General features: G+C 66.0%; 23 protein-coding genes and 1 pseudogene. 11 read left to right on the forward strand and 13 right to left on the reverse strand.

All coding sequences use genetic code 11. From position 1 onward, the window contains the following. Positions 1-9: 9 nt before the first annotated feature. From AOA14_RS09970 to AOA14_RS09985, 4 genes are read left to right on the forward strand one after another with little or no spacing between them, the layout of a single operon-like run. A complete protein-coding gene (locus AOA14_RS09970; protein WP_003041270.1) occupies positions 10-309 on the forward strand; it encodes a YggT family protein in 300 nt (99 codons plus the stop codon). Continuing rightward, entirely contained in the window at positions 309-1,214 is a 906-nt protein-coding gene (folD, locus tag AOA14_RS09975; protein ID WP_062901678.1) for a bifunctional methylenetetrahydrofolate dehydrogenase/methenyltetrahydrofolate cyclohydrolase FolD, read from the forward strand. The genes AOA14_RS09970 and folD overlap by 1 nt, the downstream gene beginning before the upstream one ends. Then, on the forward strand, positions 1,214-1,888 hold the full coding sequence (locus AOA14_RS09980; protein ID WP_062901679.1) for a hypothetical protein: 675 nt from the start codon (positions 1,214-1,216) through the stop codon (positions 1,886-1,888). Before folD ends, AOA14_RS09980 begins: the two co-directional genes overlap by 1 nt. Then, positions 1,885-2,514 (forward strand): MarC family protein, encoded by a 630-nt coding sequence (locus tag AOA14_RS09985; protein WP_003041264.1) that lies wholly within the window; start codon positions 1,885-1,887, stop codon positions 2,512-2,514. The genes AOA14_RS09980 and AOA14_RS09985 overlap by 4 nt, the downstream gene beginning before the upstream one ends. 58 nt (positions 2,515-2,572) lie before the next feature. On the opposite strand, the gene AOA14_RS09990 is transcribed toward AOA14_RS09985, so the two are convergent. After that, positions 2,573-3,262 carry a YiaD family glycine zipper/OmpA-like lipoprotein gene (locus AOA14_RS09990; RefSeq protein WP_062901680.1) on the reverse strand — a complete coding sequence of 230 codons (690 nt, stop codon included), beginning with the start codon at positions 3,260-3,262 and terminating at the stop codon, positions 2,573-2,575. 212 nt (positions 3,263-3,474) lie between these two features. Between AOA14_RS09990 and AOA14_RS09995 the strand changes: the two genes are divergently transcribed. Continuing rightward, positions 3,475-4,800 (forward strand): hemolysin family protein, encoded by a 1,326-nt coding sequence (locus tag AOA14_RS09995; protein ID WP_062901681.1) that lies wholly within the window; start codon positions 3,475-3,477, stop codon positions 4,798-4,800. Positions 4,801-4,848: 48 nt separating this feature from the next. Here AOA14_RS09995 and AOA14_RS19750 read toward each other — a convergent pair whose 3' ends face one another. The 4 genes from AOA14_RS19750 to AOA14_RS10010 all read right to left on the reverse strand — a co-directional run bounded on the left by AOA14_RS19750 (position 4,849) and on the right by AOA14_RS10010 (position 6,949). Then, positions 4,849-4,998, reverse strand: a complete 150-nt coding sequence (locus tag AOA14_RS19750) for a hypothetical protein (protein ID WP_156000971.1) — start codon at positions 4,996-4,998, stop codon at positions 4,849-4,851. Between the two features lie 103 nt (positions 4,999-5,101). Beyond that, a complete protein-coding gene (locus AOA14_RS10000) occupies positions 5,102-5,680 on the reverse strand; it encodes an LptA/OstA family protein (RefSeq protein ID WP_062901682.1) in 579 nt (192 codons plus the stop codon). Beyond that, positions 5,677-6,315, reverse strand: coding sequence for a hypothetical protein (locus AOA14_RS10005; RefSeq protein WP_062901683.1), 639 nt, complete (start codon positions 6,313-6,315; stop codon positions 5,677-5,679). Before AOA14_RS10005 ends, AOA14_RS10000 begins: the two co-directional genes overlap by 4 nt. Before the next feature lie 16 nt (positions 6,316-6,331). After that, positions 6,332-6,949, reverse strand: a complete 618-nt coding sequence (locus tag AOA14_RS10010) for a ribonuclease D (protein ID WP_003041249.1) — start codon at positions 6,947-6,949, stop codon at positions 6,332-6,334. 260 nt (positions 6,950-7,209) lie between these two features. On the opposite strand from AOA14_RS10010, the gene AOA14_RS20270 reads away from it, so the two are divergent. Then, positions 7,210-8,007 carry a cold-shock protein gene (locus AOA14_RS20270; protein WP_062901684.1) on the forward strand — a complete coding sequence of 266 codons (798 nt, stop codon included), beginning with the start codon at positions 7,210-7,212 and terminating at the stop codon, positions 8,005-8,007. Between the two features lie 78 nt (positions 8,008-8,085). Here the strand turns inward: AOA14_RS20270 and AOA14_RS10020 are convergent, their stop codons facing one another. The 3 genes from AOA14_RS10020 to AOA14_RS10030 all read right to left on the reverse strand — a co-directional run bounded on the left by AOA14_RS10020 (position 8,086) and on the right by AOA14_RS10030 (position 9,729). Next, positions 8,086-8,538, reverse strand: coding sequence for a Dps family protein (locus AOA14_RS10020; protein ID WP_062901685.1), 453 nt, complete (start codon positions 8,536-8,538; stop codon positions 8,086-8,088). Positions 8,539-8,661: 123 nt separating this feature from the next. After that, the gene (locus AOA14_RS10025) at positions 8,662-9,225 is read right to left on the reverse strand and encodes a hypothetical protein (RefSeq protein ID WP_062901686.1); all 564 of its coding nucleotides are present in this window, start codon (positions 9,223-9,225) and stop codon (positions 8,662-8,664) included. A 108-nt stretch (positions 9,226-9,333) separates the two neighbouring features. Further along, positions 9,334-9,729: a YkvA family protein gene (locus AOA14_RS10030; RefSeq protein ID WP_062903106.1), complete on the reverse strand. Its 396-nt coding sequence runs from the start codon at positions 9,727-9,729 to the stop codon at positions 9,334-9,336. 24 nt (positions 9,730-9,753) lie between these two features. Between AOA14_RS10030 and AOA14_RS10035 the strand changes: the two genes are divergently transcribed. Both AOA14_RS10035 and AOA14_RS10040 read left to right on the forward strand, forming a co-directional pair. Further along, positions 9,754-10,740 carry a dipeptide epimerase gene (locus AOA14_RS10035; protein ID WP_062901687.1) on the forward strand — a complete coding sequence of 329 codons (987 nt, stop codon included), beginning with the start codon at positions 9,754-9,756 and terminating at the stop codon, positions 10,738-10,740. A 50-nt stretch (positions 10,741-10,790) separates the two neighbouring features. Then, on the forward strand, positions 10,791-11,276 hold the full coding sequence (locus tag AOA14_RS10040; RefSeq protein ID WP_062901688.1) for a MarR family winged helix-turn-helix transcriptional regulator: 486 nt from the start codon (positions 10,791-10,793) through the stop codon (positions 11,274-11,276). On the opposite strand, the gene AOA14_RS10045 is transcribed toward AOA14_RS10040, so the two are convergent. Both AOA14_RS10045 and AOA14_RS10050 read right to left on the reverse strand, forming a co-directional pair. Next, positions 11,273-11,737 carry a pyridoxamine 5'-phosphate oxidase family protein gene (locus AOA14_RS10045; protein WP_062901689.1) on the reverse strand — a complete coding sequence of 155 codons (465 nt, stop codon included), beginning with the start codon at positions 11,735-11,737 and terminating at the stop codon, positions 11,273-11,275. The genes AOA14_RS10040 and AOA14_RS10045 overlap by 4 nt on opposite strands. Before the next feature lie 62 nt (positions 11,738-11,799). Next, on the reverse strand, positions 11,800-12,195 hold the full coding sequence (locus AOA14_RS10050; RefSeq protein WP_062901690.1) for a VOC family protein: 396 nt from the start codon (positions 12,193-12,195) through the stop codon (positions 11,800-11,802). A gap of 88 nt (positions 12,196-12,283) precedes the next feature. Between AOA14_RS10050 and soxR the strand changes: the two are divergent. Next, positions 12,284-12,753, forward strand: a pseudogene (soxR, locus tag AOA14_RS10055) (redox-sensitive transcriptional activator SoxR). A gap of 59 nt (positions 12,754-12,812) precedes the next feature. Here soxR and AOA14_RS10060 read toward each other — a convergent pair. Next, entirely contained in the window at positions 12,813-13,118 is a 306-nt protein-coding gene (locus AOA14_RS10060; protein ID WP_062901691.1) for a hypothetical protein, read from the reverse strand. 173 nt (positions 13,119-13,291) lie between these two features. Here AOA14_RS10060 and AOA14_RS10065 point away from each other — a divergent pair, with 173 nt between their 5' ends. Next, a complete protein-coding gene (locus AOA14_RS10065) occupies positions 13,292-14,575 on the forward strand; it encodes a methyl-accepting chemotaxis protein (RefSeq protein WP_062901692.1) in 1,284 nt (427 codons plus the stop codon). A 109-nt stretch (positions 14,576-14,684) separates the two neighbouring features. Continuing rightward, positions 14,685-15,410: an aquaporin Z gene (aqpZ, locus tag AOA14_RS10070; protein WP_003041215.1), complete on the forward strand. Its 726-nt coding sequence runs from the start codon at positions 14,685-14,687 to the stop codon at positions 15,408-15,410. A 48-nt stretch (positions 15,411-15,458) separates the two neighbouring features. Here the strand turns inward: aqpZ and galU are convergent, their stop codons facing one another. After that, on the reverse strand, positions 15,459-16,322 hold the full coding sequence (gene galU, locus AOA14_RS10075) for a UTP--glucose-1-phosphate uridylyltransferase GalU (protein ID WP_062901693.1): 864 nt from the start codon (positions 16,320-16,322) through the stop codon (positions 15,459-15,461). Between the two features lie 54 nt (positions 16,323-16,376). Next, positions 16,377-16,886: an outer membrane lipoprotein YfiB gene (locus AOA14_RS10080; RefSeq protein ID WP_062901694.1), complete on the reverse strand. Its 510-nt coding sequence runs from the start codon at positions 16,884-16,886 to the stop codon at positions 16,377-16,379. Position 16,887: the final 1 nt, after the last annotated feature.

The raw sequence follows: 16,887 nt of genomic DNA on the forward strand, positions 1-16,887 counted from the left end.
TTGCTTCTCATGCTCATCCAGATCGTCGACATCATCCTGACGGTCCTGTGGTGGTTCATCATCGCGCAGGCGGTGATGTCGTGGCTGATCGCCTTCAACGTCATCAACACCCACAATGACTTCGTGGCGCAGCTGTGGATGATGCTCGACCGCATCACCGAGCCGCTCTACCGGCCGTTCCGGCGCATCATGCCCGATTTTGGCGGGCTCGACCTGACGCCGATGCTCGTCCTGATCCTGATCATCATCATTCAGGGGCCGGTGCTGGGCTATCTCGCGCGCCTCGCCTATTCGAGCGGAATGGCCTGATGTCCGTCGCGACCGAGGCGCGCATCATCGACGGAAAGGCTTTCGCGGCGGGTTTGCGCGCGCGCATTGCCGGCGCCGTCCCGGCGTTCGAAGCCGCGACCGGCCGCGTGCCGGGGCTGGCGGTCGTGCTCGTCGGCGACGATCCGGCGAGCGCCGTCTATGTCGGCTCCAAGGGCAAGGCGACGGTCGCCGCCGGGATGGCGAGTTTCGAATATCGCCTGCCCGCAACCGCGAGCCAGGACGAGGTCGAGGCGCTGCTCGCGTCGCTCAACGCCGATCCCGCGGTCGATGGCATCTTGCTCCAGCTTCCGCTGCCCGGTCATCTCGACGAGCAGCGCGCGGTGGCGACGATCGATCCCGAAAAGGACGTCGACGGGCTGACCCCGGTCAGTGCCGGACGGCTCGCGCTCGGCATCCCAGGCATGGTGCCTTGCACACCCTTTGGCTGTCTGTTGCTGTTGCAGGATGTGCTCGGCGATCTTGGCGGCAAGGATGCGGTGGTGATCGGCCGCTCGATTCTGGTCGGCAAGCCGATGGCGGCGCTGCTGCTCGGCGCCAATTGCACCGTGACCATGGCGCACAGCCGCACCCGCGATCTGCCCGATCTGGTCCGCCGCGCCGATATCGTCGTGGCGGCGGTCGGCCGGCCCGAAATGGTCAAGGGCGACTGGATCAAGCCCGGCGCGGCAGTCATCGACGTCGGCATCAATCGCCTGCCGCCCGAAGCGGGCGCGACCAAGGGGCGGCTCGTCGGTGACGTTGATTACGCCAGCGCGGCGACGGTGGCGGGCGCAATCACCCCGGTGCCCGGCGGCGTCGGCCCGATGACGATTGCCTGCCTGCTGCGCAACACGCTGGTCGCCGCGCACCGCCGCGCCGGCCTCGCCGATCCGGAGGGTTTCTGATGCGCCGACTACTCCTTGCCGGGCTTGTGCTGACGGCGCTCGTCGGTTGCGCGCAGCAGGGGCCGGAGGCGCGCAAGCGCCCGCTTTCGGCGAATCCGAGCGGCTTTATCGCGGCGGAAATCGCCTTCGCGCGGCTGGCGCAGGAAAAGGGGCAATGGACGGCCTTTCGCGAAACCGCGGCGCCCGAAGCGGTGATGTTCGTGCCGCAACGGGTCAACGCCCGCGACTGGCTGAAGACGCAAAAGGATCCGGCCGAGGCGGTGCGCTGGCAACCGCACAAGGTGTTCGTAAGCTGTGACGGCAACAGCGGCGTGACGACGGGCGCATGGCAGAAGGGTGCGGCGCAGGGATTCTTCACCACCGTGTGGTCGCGCGATCCGATGAAGGGCGACATGCGCTGGCTGCTCGATTCGGGCGATGCGCTTGCGACCCCGCGCGCAGCGCCCGACTTCATCGAATCGAAGCAGGCGACCTGCACCGGCAAGCCGGGCGCCACGGTGACCGCCGCCGCGGAGGGTGATGATATGATGGTCGGCATGTCGCGCGACCAGACTCTGAACTGGACTTCGGTCGTGCGCCCCGACGGATCGCGCAGCATCACCGTGCGGCTGTGGGACGGGCATGACATGACGACCGTTATCGATGACCGCATAGCGGCTCCGAAGCAGCCATGATCGACCTTTTCATCTCGGCCTTCGTGACGCTTTTCGTGGTCATCGATCCGCCCGGCTGCGCGCCCATCTACGCCAGTCTGACGACGGGAGCCAGCGCGGCGCAGCGCCGGTCGATGGCGATCCGCGCGACACTGATCGCCGGTTTCATCCTGATCTTCTTCGCGATGTTCGGCGAGGCGCTGCTCAGTTTCCTGCACATCGATCTCGACAGTTTCCGCATCGCGGGCGGGGTCATGCTGTTCATCATCGCGATCGACATGGTGTTCGAAAAGCGTACCGAGCGCCGCGAACAGCGCGCCGAAAAGCTGATGGCAACGCCCGAGGTCGAAGATGTATCGGTGTTTCCGATGGCGATGCCGATGCTCGCGGGGCCGGGATCGATTGCGTCGGTGATGCTGCTGGTGTCGCAGAACAGCGGGCTTGACCGCGCGCTGGTGATTTTCGGCGCACTGCTGCTCGTGCTTCTGCTGACGCTCGCCGCGCTGCTGCTCGCCGGACCGTTCATGCGCTTGATCGGCAACAAGGGCGAGGCCGTCATCACCCGCCTGCTCGGCGTGCTGCTCGCGGCGCTCGCGGCGCAGTTCGTCATCGACGGGCTGAAAGCGAGCTTCTCGAGCCTCGCCTGACACGGTAAAGGGCGCCGCCTCCCGGCGACGCCCTTTCCATCGTCCACGGGAATGGACTTTATCGTGCGGCGGCCACGTCCGCCTGCGTCACCGGCGCAATGCGGATTTCGACGCGGCGGTTGCACTGATAGTCGGCCTGCGTGCGTTCGGGTGCGCATTTGAGCTGCGTTTCGCCATAGCCCATCGTCGCCATGCGCGCGCGGTTGACGCCGCGACCTGCCAGATAGTCGGCGACCGACGCCGCGCGCCGTTCGGACAGCCCCTGATTATAGGTTTCGCTGCCCTGCGAATCGGTGTGGCCGTAAACGTCGATATAGGTGCTCGGATATTCCGACAGGGTCGAGGCGACGCTGTCGAGCGCGCCCCGGAACTGCGACTTCACGACCGCGCTGTTGAGGTCGAATGTCACGTCGCCGGGCATGTTGAGCACGAGCTGGTCGCCCTGGCGTTCGACATCGATGCCGGTGCCCGCGGTGCGTTCGCGCAGCTTCTTTTCCTGCTGATCCATATAATAGCCGACGCCCGCGCCGGCGACGGCGCCGATGCCCGCGCCAAGGATCTTTTCGGTCCGGTCATTGCGTCCGCCGACGAGATCGCCGAGCAGATAGCCGCCGAGCGCGCCGCCGATGCCGCCGATCGCGGCCTTGGAGATGCGCTGCTTGCCCGTTTCGGGGTCGGTGACGCAACCGGTCAGCGTGAGCGCGCCAAGGCTGGCGACGGCCGCTAGCTTGATCGTCCTCTTGTTCATTTCTGGCTCCCTTTTTTGGGCATCGCCGGTCCATGCGATGCCACGACCACAAGGATAACATATGATCGCGCTTTCCGTTCCGTCATTCATGCTGAACGCTGGCTGAGCGTGCCGATGTCGTCGCCATTGTGCAGCACCGCGGCTTTGGCCTATAGGACCGGCATGACCGAAGCTGACAGGGGCCGGGCGCGCCAGCGCCGTACGACCGCCCAATGACCCCTTTTCCCTGGGCGGATGTGGCGATCATCCTGATCCTTATCCTGCTCAACGGCGTTTTCGCCATGTCCGAACTCGCGATCGTTTCGGCGCGCGACCCGCGGTTGCAGGCCGCTGAGAAGCGCGGCAGCAGTGGAGCGCGGATCGCGCGTCAGCTTGCCTCCGACCCCGGCCGCTTCCTGTCGACGGTGCAGGTTGGCATCACGCTGATCGGCGTGCTGACGGGCGCCTATTCGGGGGCCAGCCTGGGCCAGCCCGTCGCCGAACGGTTGCAGGCATGGACCGGCCTTGATGCCGACACCGCGCGCACGGTTGCGTTCGCCCTCGTCATCGCGCTTACGACTTATGCCTCGCTGATCGCGGGCGAGCTTGTCCCCAAACAATTCGCGCTGCGCGCACCCGAACGGATTGCGATCTTCGTCGCGCCGATGATGTTTTGGCTTGCGCGCATTGCGGCTCCGCTGGTCTGGCTGCTCAACAACAGTTCGGGTCTGGTGTTCCGCCTGCTCGGTCTCAAGCGCGAATCGGACGATCAGGTGACCGCCGAGGAACTGCACCTGATCGTCGCCGAGGCGTCGAAATCGGGCGTGATCGAGGAGAGCGAGCGCGCGATCATCTCGGGCGTCGTGCGGCTTGCCGACCGGCCGGTGCGCGAAGTGATGACGCCGCGCAAGGATGTCGACTGGATCGACATCACGCTCGACGCGAAGGGTGTGCGCGACAAGCTGCTCGAAACGCCGCACAGCCGTCTGCCGGTCGCGCGCGGGTCGGTCGACGATATCGTCGGAGTCGTGCAAGCGCGCGACATCGCGGCGGCGCTGTTCCGTGGCGACCCGATAGACCTCGAGCGGCTGATGCGCCGCGCCGCGGTCATCCACGACCAGATCGATGCGATGGACGCGCTCGCGGCGCTGCGCCTTGCCGAAGTGCCGATGCTGCTCGTTCACGACGAATATGGCCATTTCGATGGACTGGTGACGCCCGCCGACCTGATGTCGGCGATCGCGGGTGAGTTCGCGTCCGATCAGGATATCGGCAGCGAACCCTTCGTCGTCGAACGCGAGGATGGCAGCCTGCTGATCGCCGGGTCGATGCCCGCCGACCAGATGGCCGAGCGGCTGGGGATCGAACTCGACGACGACCGCGACTATGCGACCGCCGCGGGCCACGCGCTCGCGATCCTCAAGCATCTGCCCGAGGAAGGGGAGGCCTTCACCGATCGCGGCTGGAGGTTCGAGATCGTCGATATGGACGGCCGCAAGATCGACAAGCTGCTGGTCAGCGAAGTGCGCAAGCCCAAGGTCGAAGCCGAGGGCGATTGATCGGGGTTCGCGGCCTCAACGGCCGGGACTGAAGTGGCAACTGGCCGTTTATCGGGGTCGCGTCGGTCCGACATGATGCATCACCGCTTCCGCGAGTTTTCGCTCCTCGCGGGTCGGACGGACCGGCTCGGTTTCGGGCGTCGCGTGGCGCCGTCCGAACATCGGGCGGCGGACAGGAAGCAGGGGGGCATAACGCATCGGAGCACGCCTTGATCGCACGGCCGCCCCCCGGCACCGCAATGGGTCTGGTCCCCGAAACCATTCTTGCGCGCGCGGCTTGCGCGACGCTTAACGGACAGCGTTACTGGTTTCTTTGCGGTACGCTGAAGGTGCCCTTGACGCGGCCGCCCGAACCGTCGGTGACCGGATTGCCGTCGGGGCCGCGGGCAGCGCCGCGACCGTCGACCGTCGCGCGTCCGCTGTTGAGGTCGATTACAAGTCGTCCGCCCGACAGGCGGTTCGCGCCCTGCGTTAACTGGACATTGCCGACCATCGTGATCAGCCGCCGGTCGAGATCGTAGATCGCGACATTGCCCTTTGCCGTTTCATTGCCCTTGGTGACGGTGACGCCGCCCGTCGCGTCGAGCCGGTTGACGTCGGTGTTGCCGGCGCGGGTATAGGCGACGGTCATGCGCGGTGCGACCACGGTCAACCCCGCCTGCGTTACTCGCACGCCGCCCGCCAGTACGACGCGGTCGGCGCGATCCTGCACCTCGATGCTGCCCGCGTCGAAATCGACGGGGGCGTTGCTGTTGTGATTCGCCAGCGCCTGCGCATAGGCCGCGCCGCCGCCATGTCCGCTTGCCAGAATCGCGAGGCTGGTCAGCACGAAGCTGGCGCCGGCCAGCGTCAGGCTCTTCACGGTCCAAAGCCCCTTCATTTGAGCGCTCCCTGGTTGATCCGAAGATGGGCGTTCCCCGACAGGCGGACGATCCGCTGGTCAAGGTCGGCGGTCAGTTCGTTGGCCGAAAAATTACCGATGTTCAACGCGCCATTGACGCCGCCGGTACCGACGAGGCTGCGATTCTTGAGGTCGATAGCGACATTGTTCGCATCGATGCGATAGCCGTCGGCGCCCTTGACTTGTACCAGTCCCGGCACGGTCACCTTTTCGCTGTCCATGTCATATTGTCCGTTCGCGGCGGCGATCGTCGCCGGGCCGTCGGCCAGCTTGATTGCCCCGGACAGTCCGTTCATCCGCACGATCGGTTCGGTCGAGCTTTTCTGCACCGCGCTTTCTGCGATGAGCGCAAAGGGCTGGCCTTTGGTGTCCTGGCCGCGATATTCGGCACGCACGACCTTCATCCGCTCCTTCGCCACCTCGACCTTGTCCTTGGCGAGCAGGAAGCTGACCTCGCTGCGCTGGGTGAAGGGCGAAAAGACGAGCACCGCCGCAACGACGCCGATAACGAGCGGCAGGCCGTAGCGCAAAATGCGCACCACGCGGTCGTGGCGCGACCCGCTGGCCGCCCACAGGCGGCGCATCGTGCGGTCGATTTCGGCGCGTTCGGACACCCGCGGCGGCTTCCCGTCAGCTATGCGCGAAGATGTCGACCTCGGGCCATCCGGCGAGGTCGAGCGCGGCGCGCGTCGGGAGGAAATCGAAGCAGGATTGTGCGAGTTCGGTGCGCCCCTCGCGCGCGAGGCGGGCGTCGAGCACCTCCTTCATTGCGTGCAGAAAGCGGACATCGCTCGCGGCATAGTCGCGCTGCGCCTCGCTCAGTTCGGCAGCGCCCCAGTCGCTCGACTGCTGCTGCTTCGATACATCCTGTCCCAGCAGTTCGCGGACCAGTTCCTTGAGCCCGTGGCGGTCGGTGTAGGTGCGCACCAGCTTCGACGCGATCTTGGTGCAATAGACGGGGGCGGTGACAACGCCGAGCGCCTGCTGCATCGCGGCAATATCGAAACGGGCGAAATGGAACAGTTTCAGCCGGTCAGGATCAGTGAGGATCGCCTTGAGGACCGGTGCGTCATAGCGGCTGCCGGGGCCGAATCGCACCAGATGCTCGTCGCCCTTGCCGTCGCTGATCTGGACGAGGCACAGCCGGTCGCGCAGCGGGTTGAGTCCCATGGTTTCGGTGTCGATCGCGACGGGGCCGGGGCCGATCGCGCCTTCCGGCAGATCTTCTTCGTGGAAATATACGGTCATCGACTTGCCTTAGGCGAAGCGGCGGCGCCGCTCAATGACTGGTTTTCGCGGTACCGCCCCTCGGCGCCAGCGCTACGGCAAAGCTTGGAAATCCGCCGATCGCGGCTTTGAATTTTCTGTTCGCAGATGCCGTTCATATAGGTTATATATTGCGCCGTTAGCGGCACGGGGCGAGTCTGTGCCCATGGTGAACTGCGTCCCCGTCCGGCGCAAGGAGCCGGTTCAATCGGGTGTGGACGACCGAAAGCGACTACTAAGCAATGAGTTTCAACAAGGATCGCCGTGGCCATCGCGGACGCGGCAAGCGCGACGACTTCGGCAATTTCGACAGTTTCGAACCGGCACCTTATGGCGGCGGCGGCTTTGGCGGTGGCGACCGCGGTGGTTTCGGTGATCGCGGCGGCTTCGGTGGCGGCGATCGTGCCGGCGGCGATCGTGGTGGTGGTTTCGGCGGTGGCGATCGCGGCGGCTTCGCCGGCGGCGGTCGCGGCGGCTTTGGCGGTGGCGGCGGCGGTGCCCGCGGCGGCATGCCGGCACAGGTCGTCGGCGAAGGCCAGGGCCAAGTGAAATTCTTCAACCCCTCGAAGGGCTTTGGCTTCATCGCGCGCGACGATGGCGGTGAAGACGTGTTCGTGCACATCAGCGCGGTCGAACAGGCGGGACTGCAGGGCCTCGCATCGGGTCAGCCGCTCGGTTTCACGCTCGTCGAACGCAACGGCAAGGTGTCGGCCATCGATCTCAAGATCGAAGGCGAACCGATGCCTGTCGAGGACTTCGCCCCGCGTCCGCGCGAGGATCGTCCCGCTGCGGGCGGTGCGCGCGGCCGGCGTCAGCTGACCGGCGAACGCACGTCGGGCACGGTGAAATTCTTCAACACGACCAAGGGTTTCGGTTTCATCGCGCGCGATGACGGACAGGCGGATGCCTTCGTCCACATCAGCGCGGTGCAGCGCGCCGGCATGGCGGGCCTCGAAGAAGGCGACCGCGTCGCTTTCGACATCGAGGTGGATGATCGCGGCAAATTCGCCGCGGTGAACCTCCAGCCGACGCAGGACTGATTCGGCGTCCACCGGATGAACGAAGGGCGGCCCCGCAAAGGGCCGCCCTTTTTCGTTACCGGTGGTCTGCGCAGCCCCTCAGGCGAGGGTGGCCTTCAGGAACCAGATACGCTGCTGCGTTTCGTCCGCCCAGCCATCGACCAGGCCGCTCGTCGCAATGTCGCCATCGGCTTCGGCCGCCGTCTTGGCATCCTTGAGCTGGGCGAGCAGCGTCTCGTTGTCGGCGGCAAGGTTGCGCACCATCGTTTCGGCGTCGACGCTCGCTGCGTCGTCGTCCTTGATCGACTGGTGACGGCTGATGTCGCCGATCGAGCGGAGCGTCGCTGCGCCATTCTTGCGCACACGCTCGGCGATCAGGTCGGTCGTCGCGAGGATCTGGGCCGCCTGCTCGTCGAACAGAAGGTGCAGGCTGCGAAAACTGGGGCCCTTGACGTGCCAGTGATAATTTTTGGTTTTCAGATAGAGCGCGAAACTGTCGGCGAGCAGCGCGTTCAGCGCATCCGCAACGGCAGGCTGATTCTTGTTGGACATGGGAAAGCCTCCTTTTTCTGCTTCCCGGCCAATATAGTGCCGTAGCGGCAAAGCTGCCCATGAAGCCTGTTCGATGCTGTGATCGATAAAATCGATTACTGGGCACCATAATCGGATTTTCTGTCAGAGACCGAAGGCGCGCATCGCGGCGTTGAGGCCCCATAGCGTGAGAATCGCGGCGCTCATCAACCGGGCGATCCGTGCCGCGGCCTGATCGGCGAGCGCGGCGCCAAAAGCGAGGAACGGGACCAGCGAGAGCGTCCAGCCGATCAGCCCCCCCGCGGCCGCCCACAGCCCGGCGCCACTCGTCGCCGCCAGCGCGCCGATCAGGAAATGGCTGCGGTCGCCGAGTTGAGCCAGAAACAGCCGTGCCGCGAGCGAGGGCAACGGAGCTTCCTCCAGACTCTGGACCGCCGGGCCGAGGCGCCCCCGCCAGACGAGCGCGACCGCCGCACCGAGCAACGCGAAGGCGAGCAGCAGCGCTACGATACCCTGACCGATCACCCGGTTTGCTGCCGTCCCCGCGACCGCCGCGATGGTCGCATTGGCCAGAAAGGCGGCAAAGGCAATCGCGACGACGGCGCGGCGATCCCCGCGCGCCGCCATCACCTGCGACAGCAAACGTCCGGTTCGGCCATCGGCGTTGGCTAGCAATACCGCGACGAGGGCAAGCATGATGGCATCCATGACGACCAGCCTACTCCAGCTATGGCAGCGAAGAAACGGGGCGGCATAAGCATCGCAGGGCGCGGAGGATGCGCATGCCGGCCGCCTCCCGACTTCGAATCCCGCCCGTCAATGCCAAGGCGAGGTCCGGACCGCCCAATAGACGAGGTAGAGCAGCCCTGCCCACAACAGAAGGATGAAGGCCATGCCCGCGCGGCTCGAGGGGCGCTCGCTCGCAAGCTCCGCCGCTGCATGCAATTCGCTCCACAGCGGATCGGGGATCATCTGTCGGACCAGCCACAGACCCGCTGGGACGATCAGCAGATCGTCGAGCCAGCCGAGTACAGGGACGAAATCGGGTATCAGATCGATCGGCGACAGCGCATAGGCAGCGACGGCGACCGCCAGCAGCCTGGCGATCAGTGGCGTCCGCGGGTCCCGCGCGGCGAGCCACGCGGCGTGCGCCTCGACGGAAAGCCGATGGCCCAGATCGCCGATGCGTTCGGAAAGGGATTTGCCCGTCATCGCGTCGCACATTAGTCTTCCTGCATGGCTATCCAACTGAAAAGCGCACGCGTCGAGCGTTGGCCCGTCGCGGGCGAATTCGTCATCAGCCGCGGTGCAAGCGACCATGTCGATGTCGTCGTCGCCGAAGTCGAGGAAGACGGCGTCGCCGGGCGCGGCGAGGGAACGCCGATCTACTATCAGGGCGAAGATGCGGCCGGCTGCCGCGACGCTCTGCTGCGCGTCATGCCGCATCTCGCGGGACTGGGCGCGGCGGCCGCGCGGGCAGCGGTGCAGGAATTGATGGGGGCGGGTGCGGCGCGCAACGCGATCGACTGTGCGCTATGGGATCTCGAAGCGCGCCAGCGCGCCGTCCCGCTGTGGCAGCTCGCCGGCTGCGAAGCGCCGGCGCCGCGCGTCACCGCCTTCACCATTTCGCTCGGCGGCCCTGGCACGATGGCGGCGCGAACCGAGGAAGCGGTGATGGCGGGCTATCGCCTGTTCAAGATCAAGCTGGCCGGCGACGCCGAAGATCGCGCGCGCGTTGCCGCGGTGCGCGGGGCGGCGCCCGGCGCCCGCCTGATCGTCGATGCGAACGAGAGCTGGGGCGCGCTCGACCTGCTTCCTGAGGTCGAGGCGCTCGCCGACCTCGGAGTCGAAATGATCGAGCAACCGGTGCCGGTCGGCACCGACGTGCTGCTCGACGGCATCTATGCCCCGCTGCCGTTCATCGCCGATGAAAGCTGTCATGTCGCTGCGGATGTGCCGCGCATCGGGGCCTTTTACGACGGCGTGAACATCAAGCTCGACAAGGCGGGCGGGCTGACCGAGGCACTCAAGCTGGCCGATGCCGCCGACGCGGCGGGTCTGAGCATCATGGTCGGCTGCATGCTGTCGACCAGCCTGGCGATCGCGCCGGCGTATCTGCTCGCGCAGCGGGCGCGATGGGTCGACCTCGACGGCCCCGCCTTGCTGGCGCGCGATCGCGCCGATGGCTTCAGCTTCGCCAATGGCGAAATTAGTCCATTTTAATGATAGTAAATTATATTGACTAAATGGCCGAAGCGGGAAATATTCGCCGAATGAGCAATTCGGACACCGCCCGCCACCGCGAGATCGTTATGCCCGCCCTTCTGCGCCATGCGCGCACCATCTATGGCGGAGCAATGCGCCGGGCGCTTGATCGCGCCGGATTTGAGGACATCCCGGCAAACGGGCTCTATGTGATCGGCGGTTTGGCGCTGGGGGCGGAGGAGGTGCCGCTGGGGGCTCTGATCCGCGATCTGCGCATATCGAAGCAGGCGGCGGGGCAGCTTGTCGATACGCTCGTCATGCGCGGCTATCTGGAGCGCCAGGCCGATCCCGCCGACCGGCGCCGACTGACTGTGCGCCTGACCGAGCGCGGCGCCGAGGCGGCGACGATCCAGGGTCAGGCGCGCGATGCCATCGACGCGAAGCTCGCGGCGCGGGTCGGCGCCGAGGACATCGCCGCCGCGCGCCGCGTCCTCTATGCGCTGGTCGAGATGGGGATCGAGGCCCGCGAGCGCGATGCGGCTTCTTCGTCCTAAAGCGCCACCTCGGCATGGCTGCCGAGTTCGCCTTCCTTCACCGTCGATCCGGTCATCAGGCGGAACAGACCCTTGATCCCGGCCTCTGCGGTCCAGATTTCGGCATCGTCGAGATCGAAGCGCAGCATCAGCAGGTCCGGGTCATCCTTGCCGCCTTCGTACCAGGCCTCGACCGGCTTCGACCAATATTTGTCGATCGTCGCACGGTCGGTCACCGGAGTCAGCGTGCCGGAGACGCATGCGAACAGGTCATGGCCTTTGGCGACATATTGCGCCATCGCGCGCCCGCCTGCGGCGAGACGGCCACTCTTGGCGTGGAAAAAATGGAAATAGCCGTCATTGTCTTTGTCGAGCTGCGCGGTCATCGGGATCGCATGGGCGTGACCGGCGTCGAGCGCGACCATCAGATAGGGATTGTCGGCCATTTCCTTCCAGAAACGCTGTTTGATGTCCTTGCTCATCGGGGAGGCTCCTTTCTGCTTGTGTCATGCTAACGCGCGGAGCCGCCCCGATGTTGCGCGCTTTAGCGCGCGGGCCGCGCGGCGTAGCTCACCACCTCATATTCGATGCCGTCCAGGTCGAAGAAATAGAAGCGGCGCCCGGGTTCGTAAACGCCGTGATTGAAAGGGCGCAAACCGGCATCGACCACTTTCGCCTCGATCGCATCGAGATCGTCGACCTGGATGCCGACATGGTTGAGCGGTTCGCCTTTCGCGAAATGCGCGTTCGCATGAAGGCCGTCGGGACCGGTGTAGAATGCGACATAGGCCTCATCCGATCCGACGTGGATCGACATGCCGCCGTCGCGCGCCGGCCCGCGCCAGCGTTCGTGCCAGCCGAAGATCCGCGCCATCAGCGCGGCGCTGCGTTCGGGGTCGCTGACGGTCAGATTCACATGTTCGATAAAGGGATGCGTCACGGGCTGAAACTCCTGATTCGGGTTGACGCAGACAGATATGAAAGTTCAACTAAGCTTTAGATCAAGCATATTTCGCGAAGGGGCTTTCGTGCACCGTGCCGACCTTCTGCCCATCGGCGAGCTTGCCGCACGAACCGGCGTTGCGGTGTCGGCGATCCGTTTCTACGAAGCGAAGGGACTGATCGCGTCGCTGCGCACGGCGGGCGGCAAAGACGCTTTCTGCGCGCCGACACGCGGCGCCTGTCGTTTATCCTTATCGCGCAGCAGATGGGGCTCAGCCTCGACGAGATCGCGGCGGAACTGGCGCGCCTCCCTTCGGAACGTACCCCCAATGCCGCCGACTGGCGCCGGATCAGCACCGGCCTGCGCGCGCGGATCGACGCACAGATCGCGGCGCTGGAACGGACGCGCGACCTGCTGGACGGCTGCATCGGTTGCGGTTGCCTGAGCCTGAAGAAATGCGGGCTTTATAACGCCCGGGACAAGGCGGCGCAGCGCGGCGCCGGCCCGCGCTATCTGCTGGGCGACCGATCGGGCGACATTGCCGATGCGCGATAGCGCGCAAGGAAGTAGGGATTATTCGCTGTTGCCACGGAGGCGGCCAGGTCGCGCCGGGCTTACATCGGTTCGGCCATCACCGCTTCGATTTCATGGTTCAGCACTTCGGCGCGGCGGCATTGATCGTGGTCGCCGCGCTCGCATTTTTCAGCCGCCTTGTCGCGCTGGCGCGAAAGCTTGCCCAGCCTCTCCTCGCGTTCGCGCATCGCCCGGCCGCGGTTGCGGTCGGCCTCGTCCTGGCTGGTGGTCGACCAGTCGACGACCTGTCCTGCGGCCTTCACCGGCGCGGTGACGACCGATTTCACGGTGCTTACACAGCCCGCAAGCAGGGGCAGCGCCAGCATCGCCCCGAACCATATCCGCATCGTCCTTCTCCTCGGCGTCCGGCGTTGCACATTGCCGCAGCAATGGCCAGCGGCTTGCGGCCAAAAGTGCAGCCTTTCGGCGCTTCTGTCATATCACTGAAACAAATAGTTAAATTCGCATTAACCCTCTTGGCCTAGGTCGCCCTGCATCGCTTTGCAGTCAAGAGAGACAGATGACGCCCCCCGATCCGCTATTGGCCCCCGCGACCGGACATTCGATGGCGATCGCTCACGATGCGCATCTGTCGGCGGTGATCGACATTTTCCGGGCGCAGCCGCAGTTGCGCGTCCTGACGATCGTCGACGCCGCGGGCCATCCGGTCGGAATCATCCGCGAACAGCGCGTGCGCGAATTGCTCTTTTGTCCCTATTGGTTTTCGCTGATGCAAAACCCGTCGATCGGGGGATCGATCGCCTCGCTCATCGATCCGTGCCAGATCGCCGATGTCGGCGAGAGCACCGCCGCGCTGCTGAGGATCGCCGCGCAGTCGGCGGCGCAGGAACTCGTGCTTGTCGATCGCGGCTGCTTCGTCGAAACGCTCGACTCGGCGCAACTGTCGAAATTGGCCATGCTGCGCGAGATCGAGGTGGCGCAGGAACGCAGCGCGCGCGCCGCGACGGTCGAAGCAAGCGGGCGCCGCTTCGAACAGGATATCAGCGCGCTGACCGCGACGCTCGCCGAGATGGCGCGTGAGGCAGAGGCGGTGGCGCAGGGGCTGGGGACGCGTGCCGACGAGACGGGGCGCGACGCGGTGTCGGTCGCGGGCGCAACCGCCCAGACGCTCGCGGGGCTTCAGGAGCTTGGGGATCGGGGGCGGGGGCTCGCCGCCAGCATGGCGCGCATCGTCGCCGACGGCACCCGGGCGCGCGACGTGCGGCGTCACGCCCATGCGCGCGTCCGGTCGGCGAGCGAGCGGGCGACCGCGCTGCGCGAGGCGAGCCAGTCGATCGAGCATATGCTGTGCCTGATCATCGACATGGCGAGCCGCACCAACATGCTGGCGCTCAACGCCGGGATCGAGGCGGCGCGCGCGGGGGAGGCGGGGCGCGGCTTCGCTGTCGTTGCCCAGGAAGTGAAGAATCTCGCGGCGCAGACCCGTGCCGCGGCAAGCGACATTTCGCCCTTCATCGACCATATTCGCGAAATCGTCGGGCAGGTTGCCGAAGGCTTTGCCGAGGTCGAACGCGCGATCGAGGCGAACAACGCCTTTTCGGATGCCGTCGATACGGCGGTCGACGGCCAGAGCGCGACGACCCTGCTGATCGCAAGCTATGTCGAGCAGGCGGTTGCCGCGGGGAAGGAGATCGACACGCGCGTCCATCAGATCGGCCGCGGCGCCGCGGCGGTCGGACAGGAGGCGATTGCGCTCGGCGAATTGTCGTCGGGGCTGACCCGCGCAGCACGATCGTTGCATCAGCGCGCGAGCCAGTTCGTCGAGACCGTCGCTGCGGCCTGAATCCCGCCGCGGGACATATGGTTTACAAAGACTTGCCGGGGGCATGGGCTGTGATAGGTTGCTCCCGCGCCCGCGGCGCTTCCGGCCCCGGGCGGGAGGGAGGGTCCATATGACCAATATGCAAAAGGGTCTGGCCGAGTTTATCGGCACATTCTGGCTTGTCTTCGGCGGTTGCGGCAGCGCGGTTCTAGCGGCGGCCTTTCCCGATGTCGGCATCGGATTGCTCGGCGTCGCGCTCGCCTTCGGCCTGACGGTCGTCACCATGGCCTATGCCATCGGCCATATCTCGGGCTGCCATCTCAACCCCGCGGTCACGGTCGGCCTGTGGGCCGGCGGCCGCTTTCAGTCGCGCGACATTCCACTCTATGTCGTCGCGCAGGTGCTGGGCGCGATCGTCGCCGCTTTTCTCCTCTATTATATCGCGAGCGGAAATCCCGATTTCGATCTTGCGACCAAGGGCCTCGCTGCCAACGGTTTCGGCGACGGCTCGCCCGGCCATTACGACATCTGGTCGGCGCTGATTATCGAGGTCGTGCTGACCGCCGGCTTCCTGTGGGTCATCATGGGTTCGACCGACGGCCGCGCACCCGCGGGTTTCGCGCCGCTGGCCATCGGCCTCGCGCTCACGCTCATCCACCTCATCTCGATCCCGGTGACCAACACCTCGGTCAATCCGGCGCGCAGCACCGGCCCGGCGCTCGTTGTCGGCGGGCTGGCGCTTCAGCAGCTCTGGCTGTTCTGGCTCGCACCTCTCGCCGGCGGGCTTGCCGGCGGCTGGCTCTACAAGACGCTGGGCGCCGATCGCTTTCCCAAGCCCGATATCGAGGGCGAATGACGGACGGACCGGCGGGGCGCGTCCCCGCCGGTTTCCGCCCTGCACTTCCTATTTGAGCAGATCGAGCGCGAAGGCGCGCACGTCGGCGGCCATGTCGGGGCGTTCGAGCGCGATCGCCAGATTGGCCTGGATATAGCCGGCCTTTGATCCGCAGTCGTAACGGGCGCCGTCGAAGGTGACCGCGTGAAAGGGCTGCCGGCCGATCATCGTCGCCATGGCGTCGGTGAGCTGGATTTCGCCGCCTGTGCCCTTTTCCTGGCTTTCGAGCACGCGCATCACGTCGGGCTGAAGGATATAGCGGCCCGAGATGATAAGGTTCGACGGGGCATCGTCGATCGCGGGCTTTTCGACAAGGCCGCGGACTTCGGTCAGGGCGCCGTCGGCGCGGCCCGGCGCGATCACGCCATAGCTCGACACCTGTTCGTGCGGCACTTCGAGCACCGAGATCAGGTTGCCGCCGACCTTGTGATAGGCATCGACCATCTGCTTCATGCAGCCGGGGCTGCCGTGCATGAATTCGTCGGGCAGGAAGATCGCGAAGGGTTCGTCGCCGACGATGTCGCGCGCGCACCAGATCGCATGGCCCAGCCCCATCGGCTCCTGCTGGCGGACGTAGGCGCAATTGCCGGGACCGAGCCGCGTGGGTTCCAGGACCGACAAATCCTTGCCGCGTTCGGACATCGTGCGTTCGAGTTCGAAGGCGATGTCGAAATGATCCTCGATCGCGCTCTTGCCGCGGCCGGTGACGAAGATCATCTGCTCGATCCCCGCCTCGCGCGCCTCGTCGACCGCATATTGGATCAGCGGCCGGTCGACGACAGGCAGCATTTCCTTGGGGATCGCCTTGGTCGCGGGCAGGAAGCGCGTGCCGAGGCCGGCGACGGGAAAGACGGCTTTGCGGATCGGTTTCATGGCCGGGCTCTTAGCGCGGATCGGGCAGTGTGGAAAGGCAGGGCCGACGGCGCTTCAGGGCGTCACGATGATGACGACGCGGCGATTGTCCTGCCGGCCTTCGGGCGTGTCGTTCGAAGACAGCGGCATGGTTTCGCCGCGTCCGATAATCTGGCCGGGGGCGAATTGCATTCCGCCCGCGATCAGCGGCGCGGCAACGGCCTGGGCCCGGGCTTCGGAGAGCTTCTGGTTATAGTCGGGAGCGCCCGTTGAATCGGTGTGACCTTCGACACGCGCGCTGGGGATGCCGACCGCGATCAGGCGCCGGGCAAGCGTGCCGAGGCGTTCGGTCTGTTCGGGCTGGATTGCGCTTTCGTTGGTCGCGAACAGCAGGCGATCGGCCATCGTGAGCTGCCAGCTGTCGTCGGCGGCCGCGGGGGCGGGGATGAAGCCTTCTTCCTTCAGCACCGCGATCTGTGCGGCATTGAAGCCCTTTGGCGCCGGCATGCTCTGGCACGCTGCGGGCAATGCGGCGACGGCCAGCGCGAACAGGGTGCGAAGGTGGCGGGGGGCGGCATGGGTCATT

Source organism: Sphingopyxis terrae subsp. terrae NBRC 15098, assembly GCF_001610975.1.
GTDB classification, from domain to species: Bacteria; Pseudomonadota; Alphaproteobacteria; order Sphingomonadales; family Sphingomonadaceae; genus Sphingopyxis; species Sphingopyxis terrae_A.

Coding starts and splice junctions, on each gene's coding strand:
- AOA14_RS10030 (WP_062903106.1), bottom strand. CDS start 9,729: ATGACGGGCAAATCCCTTTCCGAACGCATCGGCGATCTGGGCCATCGG.
- AOA14_RS10060 (WP_062901691.1), bottom strand. CDS start 13,118: ATGCGGATATGGTTCGGGGCGATGCTGGCGCTGCCCCTGCTTGCGGGC.
- folD (WP_062901678.1), top strand. CDS start 309: ATGTCCGTCGCGACCGAGGCGCGCATCATCGACGGAAAGGCTTTCGCG.
- AOA14_RS09980 (WP_062901679.1), top strand. CDS start 1,214: ATGCGCCGACTACTCCTTGCCGGGCTTGTGCTGACGGCGCTCGTCGGT.
- AOA14_RS20270 (WP_062901684.1), top strand. CDS start 7,210: ATGAGTTTCAACAAGGATCGCCGTGGCCATCGCGGACGCGGCAAGCGC.
- AOA14_RS09985 (WP_003041264.1), top strand. CDS start 1,885: ATGATCGACCTTTTCATCTCGGCCTTCGTGACGCTTTTCGTGGTCATC.
- galU (WP_062901693.1), bottom strand. CDS start 16,322: ATGAAACCGATCCGCAAAGCCGTCTTTCCCGTCGCCGGCCTCGGCACG.
- AOA14_RS10035 (WP_062901687.1), top strand. CDS start 9,754: ATGGCTATCCAACTGAAAAGCGCACGCGTCGAGCGTTGGCCCGTCGCG.
- AOA14_RS10010 (WP_003041249.1), bottom strand. CDS start 6,949: ATGACCGTATATTTCCACGAAGAAGATCTGCCGGAAGGCGCGATCGGC.
- AOA14_RS10080 (WP_062901694.1), bottom strand. CDS start 16,886: ATGACCCATGCCGCCCCCCGCCACCTTCGCACCCTGTTCGCGCTGGCC.
- AOA14_RS09990 (WP_062901680.1), bottom strand. CDS start 3,262: ATGAACAAGAGGACGATCAAGCTAGCGGCCGTCGCCAGCCTTGGCGCG.
- AOA14_RS10040 (WP_062901688.1), top strand. CDS start 10,791: ATGAGCAATTCGGACACCGCCCGCCACCGCGAGATCGTTATGCCCGCC.
- AOA14_RS10045 (WP_062901689.1), bottom strand. CDS start 11,737: ATGAGCAAGGACATCAAACAGCGTTTCTGGAAGGAAATGGCCGACAAT.
- AOA14_RS09970 (WP_003041270.1), top strand. CDS start 10: ATGCTCATCCAGATCGTCGACATCATCCTGACGGTCCTGTGGTGGTTC.
- AOA14_RS10020 (WP_062901685.1), bottom strand. CDS start 8,538: ATGTCCAACAAGAATCAGCCTGCCGTTGCGGATGCGCTGAACGCGCTG.
- AOA14_RS10065 (WP_062901692.1), top strand. CDS start 13,292: ATGACGCCCCCCGATCCGCTATTGGCCCCCGCGACCGGACATTCGATG.
- AOA14_RS10000 (WP_062901682.1), bottom strand. CDS start 5,680: ATGAAGGGGCTTTGGACCGTGAAGAGCCTGACGCTGGCCGGCGCCAGC.
- AOA14_RS19750 (WP_156000971.1), bottom strand. CDS start 4,998: ATGCGTTATGCCCCCCTGCTTCCTGTCCGCCGCCCGATGTTCGGACGG.
- aqpZ (WP_003041215.1), top strand. CDS start 14,685: ATGACCAATATGCAAAAGGGTCTGGCCGAGTTTATCGGCACATTCTGG.
- AOA14_RS10025 (WP_062901686.1), bottom strand. CDS start 9,225: ATGGATGCCATCATGCTTGCCCTCGTCGCGGTATTGCTAGCCAACGCC.
- AOA14_RS09995 (WP_062901681.1), top strand. CDS start 3,475: ATGACCCCTTTTCCCTGGGCGGATGTGGCGATCATCCTGATCCTTATC.